The 17,593-nt window shown below is 49.3% G+C and carries 14 protein-coding genes; 1 reads left to right on the plus strand and 13 read right to left on the minus strand.

Translation table 11 applies throughout. From position 1 onward, the window contains the following. Nucleotides 1-197 precede the first annotated feature (197 nt). The 7 genes from DWZ61_RS02460 to gpr all read right to left on the minus strand — a co-directional run bounded on the left by DWZ61_RS02460 (nucleotide 198) and on the right by gpr (nucleotide 8,468). Complete coding sequence (locus DWZ61_RS02460) at nucleotides 198-1,250, minus strand: type IV pilus twitching motility protein PilT (RefSeq protein WP_022311815.1); 1,053 nt, start codon at nucleotides 1,248-1,250, stop codon at nucleotides 198-200. Nucleotides 1,251-1,262: 12 nt separating this feature from the next. After that, entirely contained in the window at nucleotides 1,263-2,336 is a 1,074-nt protein-coding gene (locus DWZ61_RS02465; protein ID WP_118537292.1) for an HD domain-containing phosphohydrolase, read from the minus strand. Nucleotides 2,337-2,410: 74 nt separating this feature from the next. Further along, nucleotides 2,411-3,046, minus strand: coding sequence for an RNA polymerase sporulation sigma factor SigK (sigK, locus tag DWZ61_RS02470; protein WP_022311813.1), 636 nt, complete (start codon nucleotides 3,044-3,046; stop codon nucleotides 2,411-2,413). Between the two features lie 79 nt (nucleotides 3,047-3,125). Next, entirely contained in the window at nucleotides 3,126-4,289 is a 1,164-nt protein-coding gene (hemW, locus tag DWZ61_RS02475) for a radical SAM family heme chaperone HemW (RefSeq protein WP_118537293.1), read from the minus strand. Between the two features lie 21 nt (nucleotides 4,290-4,310). Beyond that, nucleotides 4,311-6,128, minus strand: a complete 1,818-nt coding sequence (lepA, locus tag DWZ61_RS02480; protein ID WP_118502524.1) for a translation elongation factor 4 — start codon at nucleotides 6,126-6,128, stop codon at nucleotides 4,311-4,313. 111 nt (nucleotides 6,129-6,239) lie between these two features. After that, on the minus strand, nucleotides 6,240-7,394 hold the full coding sequence (locus DWZ61_RS02485) for a stage II sporulation protein P (protein ID WP_227064079.1): 1,155 nt from the start codon (nucleotides 7,392-7,394) through the stop codon (nucleotides 6,240-6,242). Nucleotides 7,395-7,547: 153 nt separating this feature from the next. Beyond that, a complete protein-coding gene (gene gpr / locus DWZ61_RS02490) occupies nucleotides 7,548-8,468 on the minus strand; it encodes a GPR endopeptidase (protein ID WP_117464776.1) in 921 nt (306 codons plus the stop codon). Between the two features lie 188 nt (nucleotides 8,469-8,656). Between gpr and rpsT the strand changes: the two genes are divergently transcribed. Continuing rightward, on the plus strand, nucleotides 8,657-8,920 hold the full coding sequence (gene rpsT, locus DWZ61_RS02495) for a 30S ribosomal protein S20 (protein ID WP_022311808.1): 264 nt from the start codon (nucleotides 8,657-8,659) through the stop codon (nucleotides 8,918-8,920). Nucleotides 8,921-9,247: 327 nt separating this feature from the next. Here the strand turns inward: rpsT and DWZ61_RS02505 are convergent, their stop codons facing one another. The 6 genes from DWZ61_RS02505 to DWZ61_RS02530 all read right to left on the minus strand — a co-directional run bounded on the left by DWZ61_RS02505 (nucleotide 9,248) and on the right by DWZ61_RS02530 (nucleotide 17,465). Then, nucleotides 9,248-11,338: a polyribonucleotide nucleotidyltransferase gene (locus tag DWZ61_RS02505; protein ID WP_117464775.1), complete on the minus strand. Its 2,091-nt coding sequence runs from the start codon at nucleotides 11,336-11,338 to the stop codon at nucleotides 9,248-9,250. Nucleotides 11,339-11,619: 281 nt separating this feature from the next. Next, complete coding sequence (gene rpsO, locus DWZ61_RS02510; RefSeq protein ID WP_022311806.1) at nucleotides 11,620-11,886, minus strand: 30S ribosomal protein S15; 267 nt, start codon at nucleotides 11,884-11,886, stop codon at nucleotides 11,620-11,622. Nucleotides 11,887-12,012: 126 nt separating this feature from the next. Beyond that, entirely contained in the window at nucleotides 12,013-13,935 is a 1,923-nt protein-coding gene (locus DWZ61_RS02515) for a GGDEF domain-containing protein (protein ID WP_118537295.1), read from the minus strand. Nucleotides 13,936-14,147: 212 nt separating this feature from the next. Next, nucleotides 14,148-15,191, minus strand: coding sequence for a C40 family peptidase (locus tag DWZ61_RS02520; protein WP_118537296.1), 1,044 nt, complete (start codon nucleotides 15,189-15,191; stop codon nucleotides 14,148-14,150). A 219-nt stretch (nucleotides 15,192-15,410) separates the two neighbouring features. Next, nucleotides 15,411-16,343, minus strand: coding sequence for a TPM domain-containing protein (locus DWZ61_RS02525; protein WP_118537297.1), 933 nt, complete (start codon nucleotides 16,341-16,343; stop codon nucleotides 15,411-15,413). Between the two features lie 27 nt (nucleotides 16,344-16,370). Further along, nucleotides 16,371-17,465 (minus strand): hypothetical protein, encoded by a 1,095-nt coding sequence (locus DWZ61_RS02530; protein WP_118537298.1) that lies wholly within the window; start codon nucleotides 17,463-17,465, stop codon nucleotides 16,371-16,373. Nucleotides 17,466-17,593: the final 128 nt, after the last annotated feature.

Here is a 17,593-nt window from a genome sequence, read left to right on the forward strand (position 1 = left end):
ATACAATGGGTGATCATAAGAGCCCGCAAAAGGGCAGTGAAACTACCGGAATCTTCTTAGAATTAATATCAGAAATTTTAAATGAAAACGTCTTTTGGTGAAAAATCCTCCGGAACCTCACTACAGATTCACAAAACCGTACGCTTTCCGCTGCGTCGTCTGGTCTGCTCCTATATAGCCGGTTCCGGATCATTCCTTTAAATTTTATTTTCCATGCTGTCGGGATCCTGAGCGAACTGGATCGCATGTTCCCTGTCGATCTTGCCTTCAAAATACAACTGAACAATAGCCTCATCCATGGTGATCATACCCAGTTTCCGGTTGGTCTGCATGACGCTGGCCAGCTGGTGGGATTTGCCCTCACGGATCAGGTTGCGGACCGCATGATTGGCATGCATGACCTCAAAAGCTGCCACACGGTGCTTGCCGTCCGCTGTCGGGATCAGCTGCTGGGATATGACTGCTTCCAGTGTGTTGGACAGCTGGACACGGATCTGTTGCTGCTGATGTGGTGGGAAGACATCGATCACACGGTCTACGGTGCTGGCTGCACCGATCGTATGCAGGGTGGACAATACCAGATGTCCGGTCTCCGCTGCCGTAATAGCTACACTGATGGTCTCGAAGTCACGCATCTCTCCGACCAGAATGACATCGGGATCTTCACGGAGTGCCGCTCTTAAAGCATTGGCATAATTATTGGAATCTATGCCGATCTCACGCTGGTTGACCATGGACATCTTATGCTGATGCAGATACTCGATAGGGTCCTCCAGAGTGATGACATGGGCATCTCTGTTGTTGTTGATCTTGTCGATGATGGCGGCAAGCGTCGTGGATTTACCGCTTCCGGTAGGTCCGGTGACCAGTACCAGACCACGTTTGCGCTGATATAGTTCCACCACGGATTCCGGTACACCCAGCTCTTCCGGAGAAGGCACCACGGTTCCTACCAGTCGAAACGCCAGAGCCACGGAACCTCTCTGCTTGTAGGCATTGACACGGTAACGTCCGCAGTTGGGAATAGAGAAAGACATATCGTATTCTCCCCGTTCCTCAAAACGTTCTCTCTGCACTTCCGTCATGATATTGACTAGTACTTCCAGCGTGTCTGCCGGAAGCATCCTGGGATAATCCATGGTGATCAGATTGCCGTTTACACGCATTTTGGGTGGGATACCTACCGTCAGATGTACATCACTTGCTCCCGCTTCCTTGGCGGCTCTGAGTATTTCTTCGATTGTTGGCATAATTGCTCCTCACTATTTATTGAATATGTACCGGTTGTCCATGGTCTTCATGACATCCACGATCTGGATGTCCTCATTCCCGGGAAGGGACAGATCCAGGATACTGTTATCGCGGAAGCTTACCACTGTCGGCCGCAGTACATTTTCTTCATTTTCATTCAATACCAGTGCTTTCTCTCCCGTACTGAGTTCCACGCTGGCACCGGGCGGAAGGATATTGATGGAACGGATCAATGCCCGTACCGTCTCCGGATCATATACCTCCGGGTGCTCCAGAAGTTCCTGAAGAGCCTTCACCTCAGACTGTGCCGTTCCCTGTAATGTCATGGCCGTGATCTCATCATAACGGTTCGCCACCAGCAATACATTGGCTCCGGCCAGCATTTTATACCTGCTCTTCTCTCCGTCTTCCGGGAACAGGTCCAGCTGTTTTCTGGCTGCCTGCTGGCAGATCCTGCGGATGCCGGATCCGTCGGTGGCAAAAGCCTCCTCGATGATACCGTAGGCCTCTTCCTGCGTCTCGCAGTTCCGCAGCATATCCTCTCTGGTATAAGGTGCCCCGGAATACACGTCATCATGTTTTTTCACTTTTCCCATATCGTGAAGGATTGCAGCACATACGGTATGATACTGTTCTTCCCGTCTGATATTCATCACATGGGTAACCATGGCACAGAGTATTGCCACGTTCAGGGAATGTCTGGAGAAATAATCCTCCCGGCTTCTCAGATTCTGGTAGAAATTGATTTTCTCATCCAAGTGTCCGTAATTGCGGATGACCATATCTGCGATGGACTGGGTACGGTTCTGCTTTCTGGTCTTCAGGATACGATCCTGTTCCTCTTCGATGGCACTGACCGCCTGAATCTGAAACCGTTCGAACTCCAGGTCCTCCTGAGTCAGGGGTGGAAGCGGTTCTGCCGGTTCCAGTACATAGACACCGATCAATCCGAAATTACGAATACTTTCTATTGCCTGTAATGACAAAAGGGAATTTCTGTCAAACAAAAGAATACTCTTCTTATTATAAACAGGTCTTGCCAGACGCATTCCCGTCTTCAAGTCTTCCGTTCTTACAAAATGCATTCCTGTCCCCCCTTATCTTTAGTCACTTATAGAAATAAATATATCACAGTGTTCCTTAATTGACAAGGTGATGTTTAGTCCTCACGCAGAGCCTCCGCCAGCTTATGCAATGCTCTTTTTTCCATGCGTGAGACATAGCTTCTGGAAATTCCGAGAACATCTCCCACCTCCTGCTGTGTGTGTTCTTTACAGCCCAGGATCCCATAACGCATCACCAGAATCCGATACTCCCGCTCCGTAAGACAGTGGTCCAGAGCCAGGAACAGGCGCCTGATATTTCTGTCAAGCTCCAGATCCTCCACCACGTCCTTCTGCTTCTCTTCGATCACGTCCAACAGATGGATGGCATTTCCTTCCTTATCCTGTCCGATAGGTTCATACAGGGAGACTTCCCTGGAAAGTTTTTTGCGGCTGCGCAGCATCATCAGAAGTTCGTTATCAATGCATCTGCAGGCATAGGTAGCCAGTCTTCCTTTTCCTGAGTCAAAAGAATTCACTGCTTTGATCAGTCCGATACATCCGATAGAGATCAGGTCCTCCATGTCCTCCTCAACATTCTGGTATTTTTTGGCAATGTGTGCCACCAGGCGCAGATTCCTCTCCACCAGGATCTCCCTGGCCTGTCTGGATTCTTCCACGGTACCTTCCCTGAGCAAGCGGATATAATACGCTTCTTCTCCTGCGGTTAATGGCTGCTGAAAGGTCTTCAAAAAATCCCTCCGTGGACAGTTGCTTATGATAGTTTATGTGATTTTCTGTCCACAAGTGCCTGTCAGTCTCCCACGTTCCTCAGAATAAAAACTGCGCCATCACGTAATTGCTCAGATCCAGCCCTCTCTTTGTCAGTGCCAGGAACCGGTCTTTTTTCTGGTTCTCTTTCCTCTCCGTAACGGTCAAAAGACCATCCGCCACATTCCGGGCGATCACTTCTCCGTAGACTTCCTCCACAGTCCTGCCGTATTGTTCTGCAAAATCCACACAGGATACTCCTCTTGTCAGCCGCAATCCCAGAAACATGGTCTCCTCCATCCGGTCCTGTACCGTCAGTGTCTGCTCCTCTTCCCTGCTTTCCAGCGGATGTGCCAGATAAGCTCCCAGACTCTTTTCGTTCTGAAACCGCACATTATCGATAAGGGATGCCGCACCGATACCGAATCCCAGGTAATCCCTGCGGATCCAATAGCCCACATTATGTCTGCATTCATAACCATCCCTGGCATAGTTGGAAATCTCATACCGATGGAACCCATACTTTGCCAGCACCTCTATGGTCTCCTCATACATGGCACGCTCCGTCTCTTCCTCCGGCAAGGGCAATTCTCCCCTCTCTGCCATGGCCGCAAAAGGGGTTCCCTCCTCCACGATCAGGCTGTAGGCAGAGATATGCTGCGGCATGGGTTCTAAGTGCAGCACCTTTTCCAGCGTATCCCGATAGCTTGCAAGCGTCTGTCCCGGCAGTCCGCTCATGATATCCACATTGATATTCGTAAATCCTGCCTCCACGGCCTCCCGGTACACCTGGCAGAAACCTTCAAAATCATGGATCCTGCCCAGATTTTTCAGTTCTTCTGCCTGGGCAGACTGCATACCGATACTGAGACGGTTGATTCCTGCCGTGTAAAAATTCCGAAGTTTCTCTGCGCTGGCCGTCCCCGGATTCACCTCCATGGTGATCTCCGCGTCCTGTGCCATTGCGAACTGCTCTCTGATACGGTCCATCAACTGCCCGATCTGTTCCCCGGACAACAGCGACGGCGTACCTCCTCCGATAAATATACTGGTCACGGTACGGTCACTGTAATCTTTTGCTCTTCCCCCGATCTCTGCAAAAAGTGCAGCCATATAGGCTTCCCTTGTCTGCTCCGTGGCAGGGGCAGACAGGAAATCACAATAGCTGCACTTTCTTACACAAAAGGGAATATGAATGTATAATTCCAGTTCCTTTTTATTCATATTGCTCCTTCAATTACTTCATCAGTTTTTATCATCCAGCTTCAGAACACTCATAAATGCCTTCTGCGGGATCTCTACATTGCCGAACTGACGCATACGCTTTTTACCCTCTTTCTGCTTCTCCAACAGCTTCTTCTTACGGGTAATATCACCGCCGTAACATTTCGCCAGCACATCCTTACGCATGGCCTTTACCGTTTCTCTGGCAATGACCTTGCCGCCGATGGCTGCCTGGATAGGAATCTCGAAGAGGTGTCTGGGAATCTCGTCCTTCAGCTTTTCACACATCCTACGTCCTCTCTCGTAAGCGGAATCTGCACAGACGATGAAGGACAGGGCATCCACTTCCTCGCGGTTGATCAGAATGTCCAGCTTCACCAGATTCGATCTCTCGTAACCCTTCAGATCGTAATCAAAAGATGCGTAACCACGGGAACGGGATTTTAAAGCATCAAAGAAATCATAAATGATCTCGTTCAGGGGCAGTTCGTATTTCAACAACGCTCTGGTGCCCTCGATGTATTCCATGCCGAGGTATTTGCCGCGGCGCTCCTGACACAGTTCCATGATGGAACCGATAAATTCGGAAGTCACCATGATCTCTGCATTTACCACCGGTTCTTCCATATATTCGATCTCGGAGGGATCCGGCAGATTGGAAGGATTGGTCAACTCAATTACTTCCCCATTGGTCTTATGCACCTTATAGACAACGCCGGGGGCGGTAGTCACCAGATCCAGATTGTATTCTCTCTCCAGTCGTTCCTGAATGATCTCCAGATGCAGAAGTCCCAGAAATCCGCACCGGAAGCCAAATCCCAGTGCCACAGAAGTCTCCGGTTCATAGAACAGGGACGCATCGTTCAACTGTAACTTCTCCAGCGCATCTCTCAGATCCGGGTACTTGGAACCGTCTGCGGGATATAATCCACAATATACCATGGACTGTACCTTTTTATAACCGGGCAGAGGTTCTGCGCAGGGATTGTTGTCGTCCGTTACGGTATCACCCACTGCTGTATCTTTTACATTCTTGATGGAAGCCGTGATGTAGCCTACCATTCCGGCAGAAAGCTCGTCACAGGGGATAAACTGTCCCGCTCCGAAATAACCGACCTCCACGACCTCTTCCTTCGCTCCGGTAGCCATCATGCGGATCATGGTACCCTTTTTCACTGTGCCTTCCATGACACGGCAGAAAATGATAACACCCTTATAGGAATCATATACAGAGTCAAAGATCAGTGCCTGTAAAGGGTTGTCCGGATTCCCCTTGGGGGATGGGATCTTTTTCACGATCTGCTCTAAGACTTCCTCAATACCGATGCCGTTTTTCGCGGAGATCAGCGGAGCATCCTGTGCCTCGATACCGATGACGTCCTCGATCTCTTCAATGACTCTCTGGGGATCTGCGCTGGGCAGATCGATCTTGTTGATGACCGGGAAAACATCCAGATCATGATCCAGTGCCAGATAGACATTGGCCAGTGTCTGTGCCTCAATGCCCTGTGCCGCATCCACCACCAGAATGGCGCCGTCGCAGGCCGCCAGAGAACGGCTGACCTCATAATTGAAATCCACATGGCCCGGAGTATCGATGAGGTTGAAAATGTATTCCTCTCCGTCCTGTGCTTTATATACGGTACGCACGGCCTGTGCCTTGATGGTAATGCCACGCTCTCTCTCCAGGTCCATATTGTCCAGGACCTGTGCCTGCATCTCTCTGCTGGTGAGCAGACCGGTCTTCTCAATGATACGGTCCGCCAGGGTGGATTTGCCGTGATCTATGTGTGCCACAATACAAAAATTGCGGATTTTGCTCTGATCTATTACTGCCATACTACTGTCCTTTCCTGACATATTCTTGCATCTAACGATTGTAGCATAAATTCCGCATTCTTGTCTATGATTTTACTTCGATTCGTTGTCTTATCCTGCTTTTATGTATCGCTACTCTCCCTTAAGCACCATATCCAGAATATGTGCCAGAGGATCACAGGCATTTATGGCCTCCTCCACAGTATTGTTCTGGGCTCCCAGTTCCACCAGAAGTGTCCGGGGACGCAGATGCATATTGTAGCGGTAGCCCTTCAGATAGATCCTGCGGGTCAGTCCCGGGTAATACTCCGCCGCCTTCAACTGCATCTGAAAAGAAAACGCCAGATTGGCCTCCTGGTTCTCGTTGGCCAGGTAGTCAATATCTCCCGTCTTGCGGGTCCTGCTCAGACCGTTAAAGAACATAAATCTTGCCGTGGGTCTCCCTTGAATATCCGTCACCAGCTTTGTCTCTTCCGCCACCTCATCCCGGTGCAGATCGATGATCACCTGGATAGAGGGATTCTCCGCAAGGATCTGTTCCACTGCCGGAAGTGCCCGGGAATACGCATTGTCTCTGGTCTCCACATCATATTGACCGGTATTGTGCAGCACCCGGTAACCATATTGTTCTGTCAGGATCTTGGTCAGACACTCTCCCACTCCCACGATACCGGTGTTCACATCTCCAGGAACCGAATCCGCAAAAGCCTCCTGGGAATGGGTGTGATAGATCAGGATCTGTGGTCCGTCACCTTCCTGTGGCAACGTCATATCCATTCCCAGCAGTTTTTCCACGGATAACTGATCACTGCCTGCCATGGTATTGGCATCTATGGCATAAAAATTCCGTACCAGTGTCTCATAATCCGCAAGCTGTGTGCGGTCAATCTGCACCTGTTGTACCGCCGGACGAAAATTGCTCAATGCAGTCCCGGCTGTCGCCTCCACACTCTCCGGGATAAGGGCCGTCTGCTGCGTTTCCTCCGGCTGCGGAAGGAGAAGTTCTTCGCTGATCAGATCTTCGGTGGTCAGGGTCCGGCAGGTAGTCTCATCCTCCTCCGGATTCTGTGTCCCCTGCTGCTCCACAATACCATAGCCTAATAGCGGTACTACTTCCCACATATTCTGCTGCAGCAGTAATCCGGTACTGCCGCTTTCTCCTGACAAAGCTTCGGAACAGGCAAATACCGGAAACTCATTTTCTCCCCGATCCGCCATCAAAAGCCCACAGACAACTGTCAGCAAAAACAGTGCGATCCGCCAGACAGTATTTTTCGGATTCTTCACGGTCCGCGCTCTCCTTCCGCACTTTTTTTTGTTACGACAGTTCAGCCCGCGTCAGTCGCAAAGTCGCCTTGACCTGCTCTTACGTCACTTCGTGACTACCTTTGCTCGTAATCCGGTGCTCAACTCATGAACTGTTACCCTATATATATGCAGTTACGCCCAGTTTTTTTCCATGGCAATATTGATTCCCTCGGAGACCGTGTAGCTGACCCGTTTGATCACAGAATCGATATCCTTTCCGGTCATATACATATTGTTCAGTTCTGCAAAAGCCATGCGGTGCTGTCCCATATATTTGACCGCATCGAACTCCTTTTCCCCGCTCATCAGCTTCTCCAGTGCATCTCCCACAATCGTGGCGGCATCCACCACCGTGGGGATCCCGATGGCAATTACCGGTACGCCCAGGGTCTCTTCGGTCAGGGCATTGCGGTGATTGCCCACGCCGGAGCCGGGCTGAATGCCGGTATTGGTGATCTGGATCGTACGGTTCAATCTTCTGGTGCTGCGAGCCGCCAGCGCATCCACCACGATCAGCACATCCGGTTGCGTCTCCTTCACCACACCGCTTATGATTTCTGCCGTCTCCATACCGGTCTTCGCCATTACCCCCGGCTCAATACTGCTGACCAGATTCATACGGGTACAGTTGTAGGCTGCTTTGCCGTAGGCTCTGACTACGTGTCTGGTGATCAGCAGATTGTCCACCACCTGCGGTCCCAGAGCGTCTGCCGTCACTTCCCGGTTTCCCAGCCCCACGATCAATACCGACAGTTCCTCCGCTTCCCCGGGCATCATTTTCAAAAGTTCCTCCGCTAACGCCTCCGAGATCTCCCTGTGGTAATCGTCATCCGGTTCCACCATGGCCGGTGCCTCCATGGTCACATAGACACCCATGGGCTTTCCCAGTGTTTTTTCCGCATTTTTCGTATCGATGGTCACCTTGGTAATGCGGATATCCGTCTCTTCCTCATAGTGCTCGTCCACCGACACACCCCGCAGTTTGCTTTCCTCTTCATTGACACTTTCTCTTGCCTCCAGGGCCAGGTCTGTTCTGATCTGAAAAGTTTCCATTTTTTCACCCTCTGTCTGCCTTTCTTATCAATACATTTTTTACAAAAATCCGCAAAATATGTATTGACAAAAGCTCCCAGATTGTCTAAACTACAATAGTATGTTTACGTTAGTCTTCCGTGTCTGGCTAAAGTGAAACATTTCTTGTAAATTATAATTTTATTGTATACATTATGGAGGTGTACGACTTGGCTAACATTAAATCTGCAAAAAAGAGAATTTTAGTATCCCGCACAAGAGCTGACAGAAACAAAGCTATCAGATCCGGCGTTAAGACCGCTATCAAGAAGGTATACGCTGCAATCGAGACCGGTGACAAGGAAGCAGCTAAGGCTGAATTAACCGCTGCTACCAAGACCATCGAGATGGCTACTTCTAAGGGCGTTTACCACAAGAACAACGCTGCAAGAAAGGTTTCCCGTCTGAGCAAAGCTGTCAACGGAATGGCTTAATTTTTCTTGCACTGGTACAGAATTTAAGACATACAAAAGCGCCTATACCGTCATGTAGGTGCTTTTTTTGTGCCCTTTTTCAAATGTCACTTCTTGCTGCCTCATTCCAGGCAGATCCGGCTGACTGTCTTCCGCCCGTTTCATATACTTTATACACCATCTCGCTTAAAAGCTCGATGATGTACATTTGCCAAATACCGATTCTTGTGCAAGCACAAATCTGTACCTGGCTCATCGTATACACAAAAAGGACCTCTGCACAGTACACTATGCAGCGATCCTTTCTTATTTTATATCTTATATTCTTATGCCTTGCGTTCTTACAGCTTACTGCTGTGCTACATCCTTCATGGAGAAGCTGATTCTGCCCATCTTATCCTTACCCAGGCATACTACAGTCACTACATCGCCCAGAGTCAGAACATCTTCTACACGGTTGATTCTCTCCTTGGCGATCTTGGAGATGTGTACCATGCCTTCCTTGCCGGGTGCGAACTCGATGAATGCACCGAACTCCTTGATGCTGACTACCTTACCCTTGAAGATCTGCCCCTCTTCGAAATCGGTGGTGATGATCTTCACCATCTCCAGAGCCTTATCCATCATTTCCTTGTCAGTACCGCAGATAGATACCTTACCATCATCGGTGATATCGATCTTCACACCGGTACGGGCAATGATCTCATTGATGGTCTTACCACGCTGTCCTACTACATCACCGATTCTGTCGGGATCGATCTGAATGGAGATGATCTTGGGAGCGTACTTGCCAACCTCTGTTCTGGGAGCAGAGATAGCGGGCTTCATGCAGGTATCCATGATGAACAGTCTTGCATCACGGCATCTCGCAATAGCGCCTTCTACGATAGGTCTGGTCAGACCGTGGATCTTAATATCCATCTGGATCGCGGTAATACCTTCGGTAGTACCGGTTACCTTAAAGTCCATATCTCCGAAGAAGTCTTCCAGTCCCTGGATATCGGTCAGCAGAACGAAATCGTCATCGGTCTCGCCGGTTACCAGACCACAGGAAATACCTGCTACCATCTTCTTGATGGGTACGCCTGCTGCCATCAGGGACATGCAGGAAGCACAGGTGGATGCCATGGAGGTAGATCCGTTGGATTCAAAAGTCTCAGATACGGTACGAATTGCATAAGGGAACTCGTCCTCACTGGGCAGTACGGGGATCAGGGCTCTCTCAGCCAGAGCGCCGTGACCGATCTCACGTCTTCCGGGTCCGCGGGAAGGCTTGGTCTCACCTACGGAATAGGAAGGGAAGTTATAGTGATGCATATATCTCTTGCTTACTTCGTTCTCATCCAGGCCATCGATCTTCTGCTGCTCGGACAGAGGTGCCAGAGTACATACGTTACAGATCTGGGTCTGTCCACGGGTGAACATAGCGGAACCATGTACACGGGGGATGATGTCTACTTCTGCTGCCAGAGGACGGATCTGGGTGATTGCACGTCCATCGGGACGCTTGTGGTCTTTCAGGATCATCTTACGAACGGTCTTCTTCTCATACTGGTATACTGCCTCACCTAAGATAGCCAGCCACTCTTCGTTCTCAGCGAAAGCCTCTGTCAGCTTGTCGGTGATCACACGGATATTCTCCTCACGGGTCTGCTTATCATCGGTGAATACAGCTTCTTCCATCTCAGCGGGAGATACGATCTTCTTCATCTCCTCGAACATTTCAGCGGGCACTGCACAGCTGGTGTACTCATGCTTCTTCTTGCCTACTTCTGCTACAATCTTGTCGATGAAAGCAATGATGGTCTGGTTCACTTCGTGAGCCTTATAAATTGCTTCGATCATGGTTGCTTCAGGAATCTCGTTCGCTCCTGCCTCGATCATGATCACCTTTTCTCTGGTGGAAGCAACGGTCAGGTTCAGATCACCTTTCTTCCACTGCTCCTGGCTGGGATTGATGATGAACTCGCCATCGATCATGCCTACCTGGGTCATAGCGCAGGGGCCATCGAAAGGAATATCGGAAATGCAGGTAGCGATAGCTGCACCGATCATAGCCACCAACTCCGGACGACACTCGGGATCCACGCTCATTACCATGTTGTTCAGGGTTACATCATTACGGTAATCCTTGGGGAACAGGGGACGCATGGGTCTGTCGATGACACGGCTGGTCAGAATAGCATTCTCACTTGCCTTTCCTTCTCTCTTGTTGAAACCGCCGGGGATCTTACCCACAGCGTACATCTTCTCTTCATACTCTACACTCAGAGGGAAGAAATCGATACCGTCTCTGGGCTTCTCGGAAGCGGTTGCGGTACAGAGAACCGTGGTATCACCATAATGCATGAATGCACATCCGTTTGCCTGCTTACCTACACGGTTGATATCAACCACCAGAGGTCTGCCTGCAAGATCCATCTTGTAACTTTGATACATAAATTCCTCCTATCCATCGTACTGTGACTGTTATCTTTGGTGCCACGCTACGATATGAATTATTATTCTACGGGCTGGAGGATTACCGAAACTACTGAAAATTCCATGTCGCTCCCATGATCCGCAACATAATCTTTTCAGCGGTCTCGGGGCTCACTTCCATCCCGTGTGTTACCTTTTCAGGCGCGGTGAATTAGATTTTCACCGTGCATATGGATGTAATGAGAAACAAGAGAAGCGGAGCGCCGATGTAATCGGCAGACCCCGCTCACCAGTCAGCATTATTTTCTTAAGCCAAGCTTCTCGATTAATGCACGATATCTCTCAATATCCTTCTTCTTCAGGTACTCCAGAAGACCACGTCTCTGACCTACCATCTTCAGCATACCACGACGAGAATGATGATCCTTGGGGTTCTCCTTCAGATGCTCGGTAAGCTCCTGGATTCTTGCGGTCAGGACTGCTACCTGTACCTCAGGTGAACCGGTGTCACCGGGGGTTCTTGCATACTCGTTCATGATGGCTGTTTTCTTTTCCTTAGAAATCATTTCTTTTTCCTCCTGTTTTTTAAACGCCAGATACCAAGACTAAGGTCGGAGTGTCCGTAATCTGGGCATCGGCTAATCATACTATTTCAATATATCATAGTTTCTATCGGTTGTAAATATATTTTTCTATTTTCTTGCGGCCCGCTTCTGTACCTTTTCCTCGTACATCCGGCTGTCTGCAATTTTTACATAATCTGCAAAAGACAGTGCGGATTCCGGATCCGTCACGACAGTTCCGATACTCATGGACAACGGGAACGGAAGCTTCTGGGCTTTTCCCTCCGCCTCCAGTGTTCTGCGGATGCGCAGCACCAGTTCTCTGGAAACCTCATCGGACTGGTAACTCTGGATCAGGACGAATTCATCACCGCCGGTTCTGGCCGGCACAGCGTCCCGGCTGCTACACTGCATCAATGCTCTGGCTGCAGCGCAGATGGCCATATCCCCATACTCGTGTCCGAAGGTGTCATTGATGTATTTCAGACGATCCAGATCCACGAACAAGATCAGAAGTTTGCGTTTGTTCAGACCGGAAATACGGAAGGACTCCTCTCCCAGCTGTTGGTAGCCCATACGGTTATACATACCTGTCAGCGTATCCATAATATACAGGGAAGACAGCTTGCGGTTCATATAGGCCAACATTTCTTTTTTGTGAAGGTTCTCCATGGAGCGGGTCAGTGCGTTCATGATCTGGAACAGGTACTGTTTCTCCATCAGGTATACCGCATTACGGATAGCTACATAGCCAACGGTACGCTCTCCGAAATGTAACGGCAGGAACAAAAAGTCCTGTCCCGGCTTCGGATAATCGAAGGTCGGGAAGATGCCATCCACTTCCTGTCTGTCCAGATCCAGTCTCTGGTCCCTCTCGTATGCAAAGGTCATCTGCATCTGTCTCGGATAACCATGCAAGGAAAATCCCTCGTCCGAAGGGGTGGCATCCAGATGAATACTCTTCTCCGTTTCTTTTTTATAGGCATTGAGGTGATCGTCCAGCACCAGATACATGGCATCGCATTTCAGGGACGGAATGCACTGGGGAATGCAGTACATCATTTCCTCTACGGTATTGCACTGCATCATCTCTGCCTCCATGGACAGGACTTCCTCGTCGAATTCCTCACTTTCCACGCTGTACATGATCTGATCCTTCAGATGGGCTCTGGCATCCCTGCTGCTTCCTTTGCCGCAGCCACAGCTCTCCTGCCACAGCATCTCAGTATTGGTGAAATTGTACCGGGGGACACTTTCTCCCGCCCAGATTTTCAGGAGAATATCCATTCCCTTGTATGCAGCTTCCTCTCTGATATGTCCCACAGTGGTAATACTCGGCGTGTAAAATCCGGCCTTGTCGAAGTTGTCAAAGCCTGTGATACGGAAGTCCTTCGGTGCTGTAAATCCCATCTGGGCCGCCGCTTCGCATACCGCTACAGCCACATTATCATTGATACAGATAATAGCATCCGGCAGCTCTTTGTGAGTATCCCACAGATGCCTGTAGCCTTCCAATCCGCTCTTGTAGTCAAAAGAGCCGTACCAGATGTCATTCTTATCTATTTTGATCTTGTGTTCTTTGGCATAGTCAAGCATTCCCTGCAGTCGGCAGCTGCTCTCATAATTGCTGTCAGCCCCCACCAGCAGCCAGAATTTTTTGCAGTTATGCACCTCATGCATATGTGCGATCACCTGCTTCATGGCAGAATAATTGTCAATACCCACATAATAAAAATCTTCCAGCTCGTTGGCAATAGAGACTACCGGAAGGTGCGACTGCTTCGCCTTGTGGATCACTTCCGCCAGCACTGCCGGAGAGCTGATATTGTTCAATTCCAGAATAATGCCGTCGAACTCTGACAGATCCGGAAGGTTAAAAATATTATATTCTGCCCTGTTGTACCCAGCATCTCTGCTCCAGTTGCCAGTACTGTTAAAAATATATAAATTTACTTCTTCGTCCCTCTCTTTGATTCTCTGCAAAATACCTGCCGGCCAGGCATAGGTAAACAACCTTCTCCAGCCATCGGTGATCAAAGCTACTTTCCGCATATTCCTCACCCATTTTCGTCTCTGTACGAAGCCCCCTTTTTTCCTGTCAGGGACCGCTGATGTATACAAAAATAGTATCATACTTCCCTGGGAAACGCAATTGTAAAAGAAAGATCCTGCGCATATCTTCGAATAATCAAGCAGGCTGTCTCCTACTCGATTTGTACACAAAAAAGCATTGCCCCGCCCTTTTGCGAAAGCAATGCTTTTTATCAGTCGTGAATGACACGGACACATTTCACAGGTGTACGATACTTATAGCTGCTGATCTTGATACCGGTCTTCGGGCTGCTGGCGTGAATTACCTGTCCTCCACCGATATAAATAGCTACGTGATTAATATTACCCTTGCCGTTACCATAGAATATCAGATCACCGGGCTTTAGCTCGGATGCACTGATCTTGGTGCCCTCATTGGCCTGTGCTCTGGAGGAATGGCTCAGGGTAATGCCGTATTTCTTGAATACGCTGAGAACGAAACCGGAGCAGTCCGCACCCTTGGTAAGGCTGGTGCCTCCCCAGACATAAGGGTTACCTACGAACTGTTTTGCATATTCTACCAGATCTACGCGGACATCGGATACCCCCTGTCCGTAGAGAAGCTCTGTCATGGTGATGGCGGTATCCAGCTTTTCTTCCACTGTGACATAATCTTGGGATACATAAGCATCTTCGCCGTCAATAGAAATCTTCACCCAGCCGTCGGAACCGGTCTCCACATACTCCATCTCTTCTCCCTGTCCCACCTGAGTCACGATCTCACTGGTGGTATTGGGCTCCTGACGTACATTCAGGCCATCGGTATTGGCAATGGCTACCGTATGAACCAGTTCCATGGCTCGGATTCTGGCTTCAGGTCCAGTCAGCAGGAATTCCTTGCTGACATAACCTTCCACTTCACCGGACTTGATATGTGCCCAGTCATCTACGGTCTCGACCACTTCACAGGCCGCATCCTTGGGAAGCTTACCTACCAGCTTACCGTCTGTGGAAGATACCGCTCTCACATTCAGATTACCGGATTCCACATTGGCCACACCGATATTGGTATAGCCCCAGGAAGCTCCCTGGGCATCCTGTGCGATCTGGATGTATTCCTCCAGTGTACGCTCCGTCTCCAGGACAGAAGCCACACCGCCGGATGCCATGAGGACACTGCTTTCTGCAGCGGAAGCGGAAAGCGGTGCCGCCAGCATACACAATGCCAGGCCAGTGGCTACGATCTTTACTTGTTTTTCTCTTGTATGTTTTATCATAAATTCTTCTTTAAAATCCTTTTACAAATATATTACAGAATTGTTACATCACAAGTCTGATTATACCTGTCTGCAGGCTTCCTGTCAACCCATGGAAAATTTTTCCACTACTGTTTCCCGCCGTCGCTCCTTCCTCCGTAAAACGAAAAAACCGGCGTATGAGTGTCTGTCTGCACCCGATACGCCGGATCTCTTGTTCCAGGAATGGAACTTGTTATTTTATCTTCTATGGCCACCGCCGCCATGGCTGACACCGCTGCTGCTCCGATGACTTCCTCCGTGACCGCCGCTGTGTCCGCTGCTGTGCCCGCTACTGCTACTGCTGGTCTCGATCCTGCGGGTCACCACGTTCTTACGCAGATACTGGTCTCTGGTATTGTTGATCTTGGGCTTTTTGCCATCAAGATACTGATTGACCGTAGTAGTATCCTTTGCTTTGCTCTGATGCAGGTTCACTGCGGCATAGATCAGTGCAACGACAAGACCTGTCAGGATCCAGGGAGAAAAGGTCATCGGCATGCTTTCCTTACTTTCCTCCATGGTCCGGGTCACATAACTGATACAATTCTTATACGCTTTGTAGGGGCTTTCGTCTATGTAATCATCCACTGCGTACAGGGCCTGGTCGATCTCGTAATCGCCAAAATAATCATAGACATTTCCACAGGTAGACAGCCAGCTTCCCTTTTGTCCTTCATAGGCATTGTCCAGCAGCAGAACTCCGTTGCCGTGTACCTTGTCATAACCGAAATTGTTGTAATCATAGAAGTTATCCGCCAGATCTCTCATGGCTGTACTCCAGTCGGTACTGCCGACTTCCTTCGCATGAAATGCCTCCGCAAGACCCGGATTTTGCAAATCATACTCTACGGATTCGGAGATCGTTACGATCACGATGTCCGCCTGGATCTTTTCCTCACACTCTGCTATATATTCCCGCAGGCTCTGCTCCTCTTCGTCTGTCAGCATATCCGCATAGTCAAACACACGCTCTGTGGGATCCTGGCTGTTGCCCCGGACAGTCTTCGGTGTAAGCAGATGAACGACTGCCGCTCCGATGGTAATAACCGCCAGCACTCCGGCAATGATGAACCATACCTTAAAATATTTCAGGTACTGTCTCAGTGCTTCTTTCTTAATATCTTTTTCCATTGTCCCGTTATCCTTCCCTCATAATCTCTACACCAGACTGGCGATTGCATTCACCATGCATAGAATTGCCGCCAGTGTCACACCAAGTGTTCCCGCATAAGCCCACACCTTTGCTTTGGAAATCGGTGCAGTACCTACCAGTTTACCGGTCTGTCCGTTTACATAGAAAGGATATTCTTTGCCTTTGTAGCTATAGTCATACTTCCATACTGGCAGGAGACCATAACTTACAGAACTGTCCGTCACGTTGATGTTTTCTCCCATTTTGCGGACACTGGAATATCCAGAATAGCTGTCATGCAGCATCTTCTGTGCATCCTCCTGCATCTTGGCTTTGGCACGGCTCTCCACCAGATCGGAAGTCATATTGTAGCGTTCACTATGAAATCCAGACAGATATTCTGGCTTAAACTCCTGCAGTTCCTTGTAATCAAAGGGCTCCATCAGATCCATGACATCATCCGGCATTCCCACGGAAGCATCCACAGGAATCTTGACAAAATCAATGTCCATATCACGGACAATATCATAATATGAGGTCTCGGTATACTGTGTATTGCCGGTCGTCCAGCTGCGCACCTTGGTACCTTCACCGTGGAACGTGCAGTTGGTATTGTAATCGTAGAACCAGAACGGTACATAATCACCGTAAATACCGTTCATTCTTACTTCCGACAGAAAATCCGTCGGTGCAAAAATACATTTCTCAAATTTATCACGGATCAGCTTCTTGCAGACTTCCTTGCCCATATGGAATGGAATCAGCATATGCGGTGTGTAGGCCCCGGAAATCTGATCATCCACGATCACATAATTGTCACAATAAGGACACTGTGTAGCGGAGGTGTTTACCGTCATGGGAATCTCGCCACCACAGTTGGGACATACCTTTGTCACCTTTTTCTGCGCAGCACCCTCGGCTGCTGCCATTCTGCTGACCGGCTGTCCGGCTCCCGCTGCCTGGACCGTTCCTTCCGCAGTGCCGTTTTCCTCACCGCTTGTCTCGATCACGCCGTCCTCGCGTTCTTCGCTGTCCTCACTCTCACAGAAAGGACAGAACATCTTCTTTCTCTCCGGGCTGTAAACTACATTACCGCCGCAGTTTTTACATCTAAAGATCATTTTACCCCTCGCCTTCTGCCTTTTACGACATTTTTCTTCGTAGAACCTTTTTTATCCTACCATAGATTCCATCGTATTTCCATATCGTAAAATACACATAATCTTTTCTTATCGTTCGTTTACCATGA

This window comes from Clostridium sp. AF34-10BH (genome assembly GCF_003478095.1).
GTDB lineage: Bacteria > Bacillota > Clostridia > Lachnospirales > Lachnospiraceae > Acetatifactor > Acetatifactor acetigignens.

Excerpts from the sequence above, each read along its gene's own strand:
- DWZ61_RS02460 (WP_022311815.1), bottom strand. The coding sequence starts at position 1,250 with ATGCCAACAATCGAAGAAATACTCAGAGCCGCCAAGGAAGCGGGAGCA.
- DWZ61_RS02465 (WP_118537292.1), bottom strand. The coding sequence starts at position 2,336 with ATGCATTTTGTAAGAACGGAAGACTTGAAGACGGGAATGCGTCTGGCA.
- hemW (WP_118537293.1), bottom strand. The coding sequence starts at position 4,289 with ATGAATAAAAAGGAACTGGAATTATACATTCATATTCCCTTTTGTGTA.
- lepA (WP_118502524.1), bottom strand. The coding sequence starts at position 6,128 with ATGGCAGTAATAGATCAGAGCAAAATCCGCAATTTTTGTATTGTGGCA.
- gpr (WP_117464776.1), bottom strand. The coding sequence starts at position 8,468 with ATGGAAACTTTTCAGATCAGAACAGACCTGGCCCTGGAGGCAAGAGAA.
- DWZ61_RS02505 (WP_117464775.1), bottom strand. The coding sequence starts at position 11,338 with ATGTATCAAAGTTACAAGATGGATCTTGCAGGCAGACCTCTGGTGGTT.
- rpsO (WP_022311806.1), bottom strand. The coding sequence starts at position 11,886 with ATGATTTCTAAGGAAAAGAAAACAGCCATCATGAACGAGTATGCAAGA.
- DWZ61_RS02515 (WP_118537295.1), bottom strand. The coding sequence starts at position 13,935 with ATGCGGAAAGTAGCTTTGATCACCGATGGCTGGAGAAGGTTGTTTACC.
- DWZ61_RS02520 (WP_118537296.1), bottom strand. The coding sequence starts at position 15,191 with ATGATAAAACATACAAGAGAAAAACAAGTAAAGATCGTAGCCACTGGC.
- DWZ61_RS02525 (WP_118537297.1), bottom strand. The coding sequence starts at position 16,343 with ATGGAAAAAGATATTAAGAAAGAAGCACTGAGACAGTACCTGAAATAT.
- DWZ61_RS02530 (WP_118537298.1), bottom strand. The coding sequence starts at position 17,465 with ATGATCTTTAGATGTAAAAACTGCGGCGGTAATGTAGTTTACAGCCCG.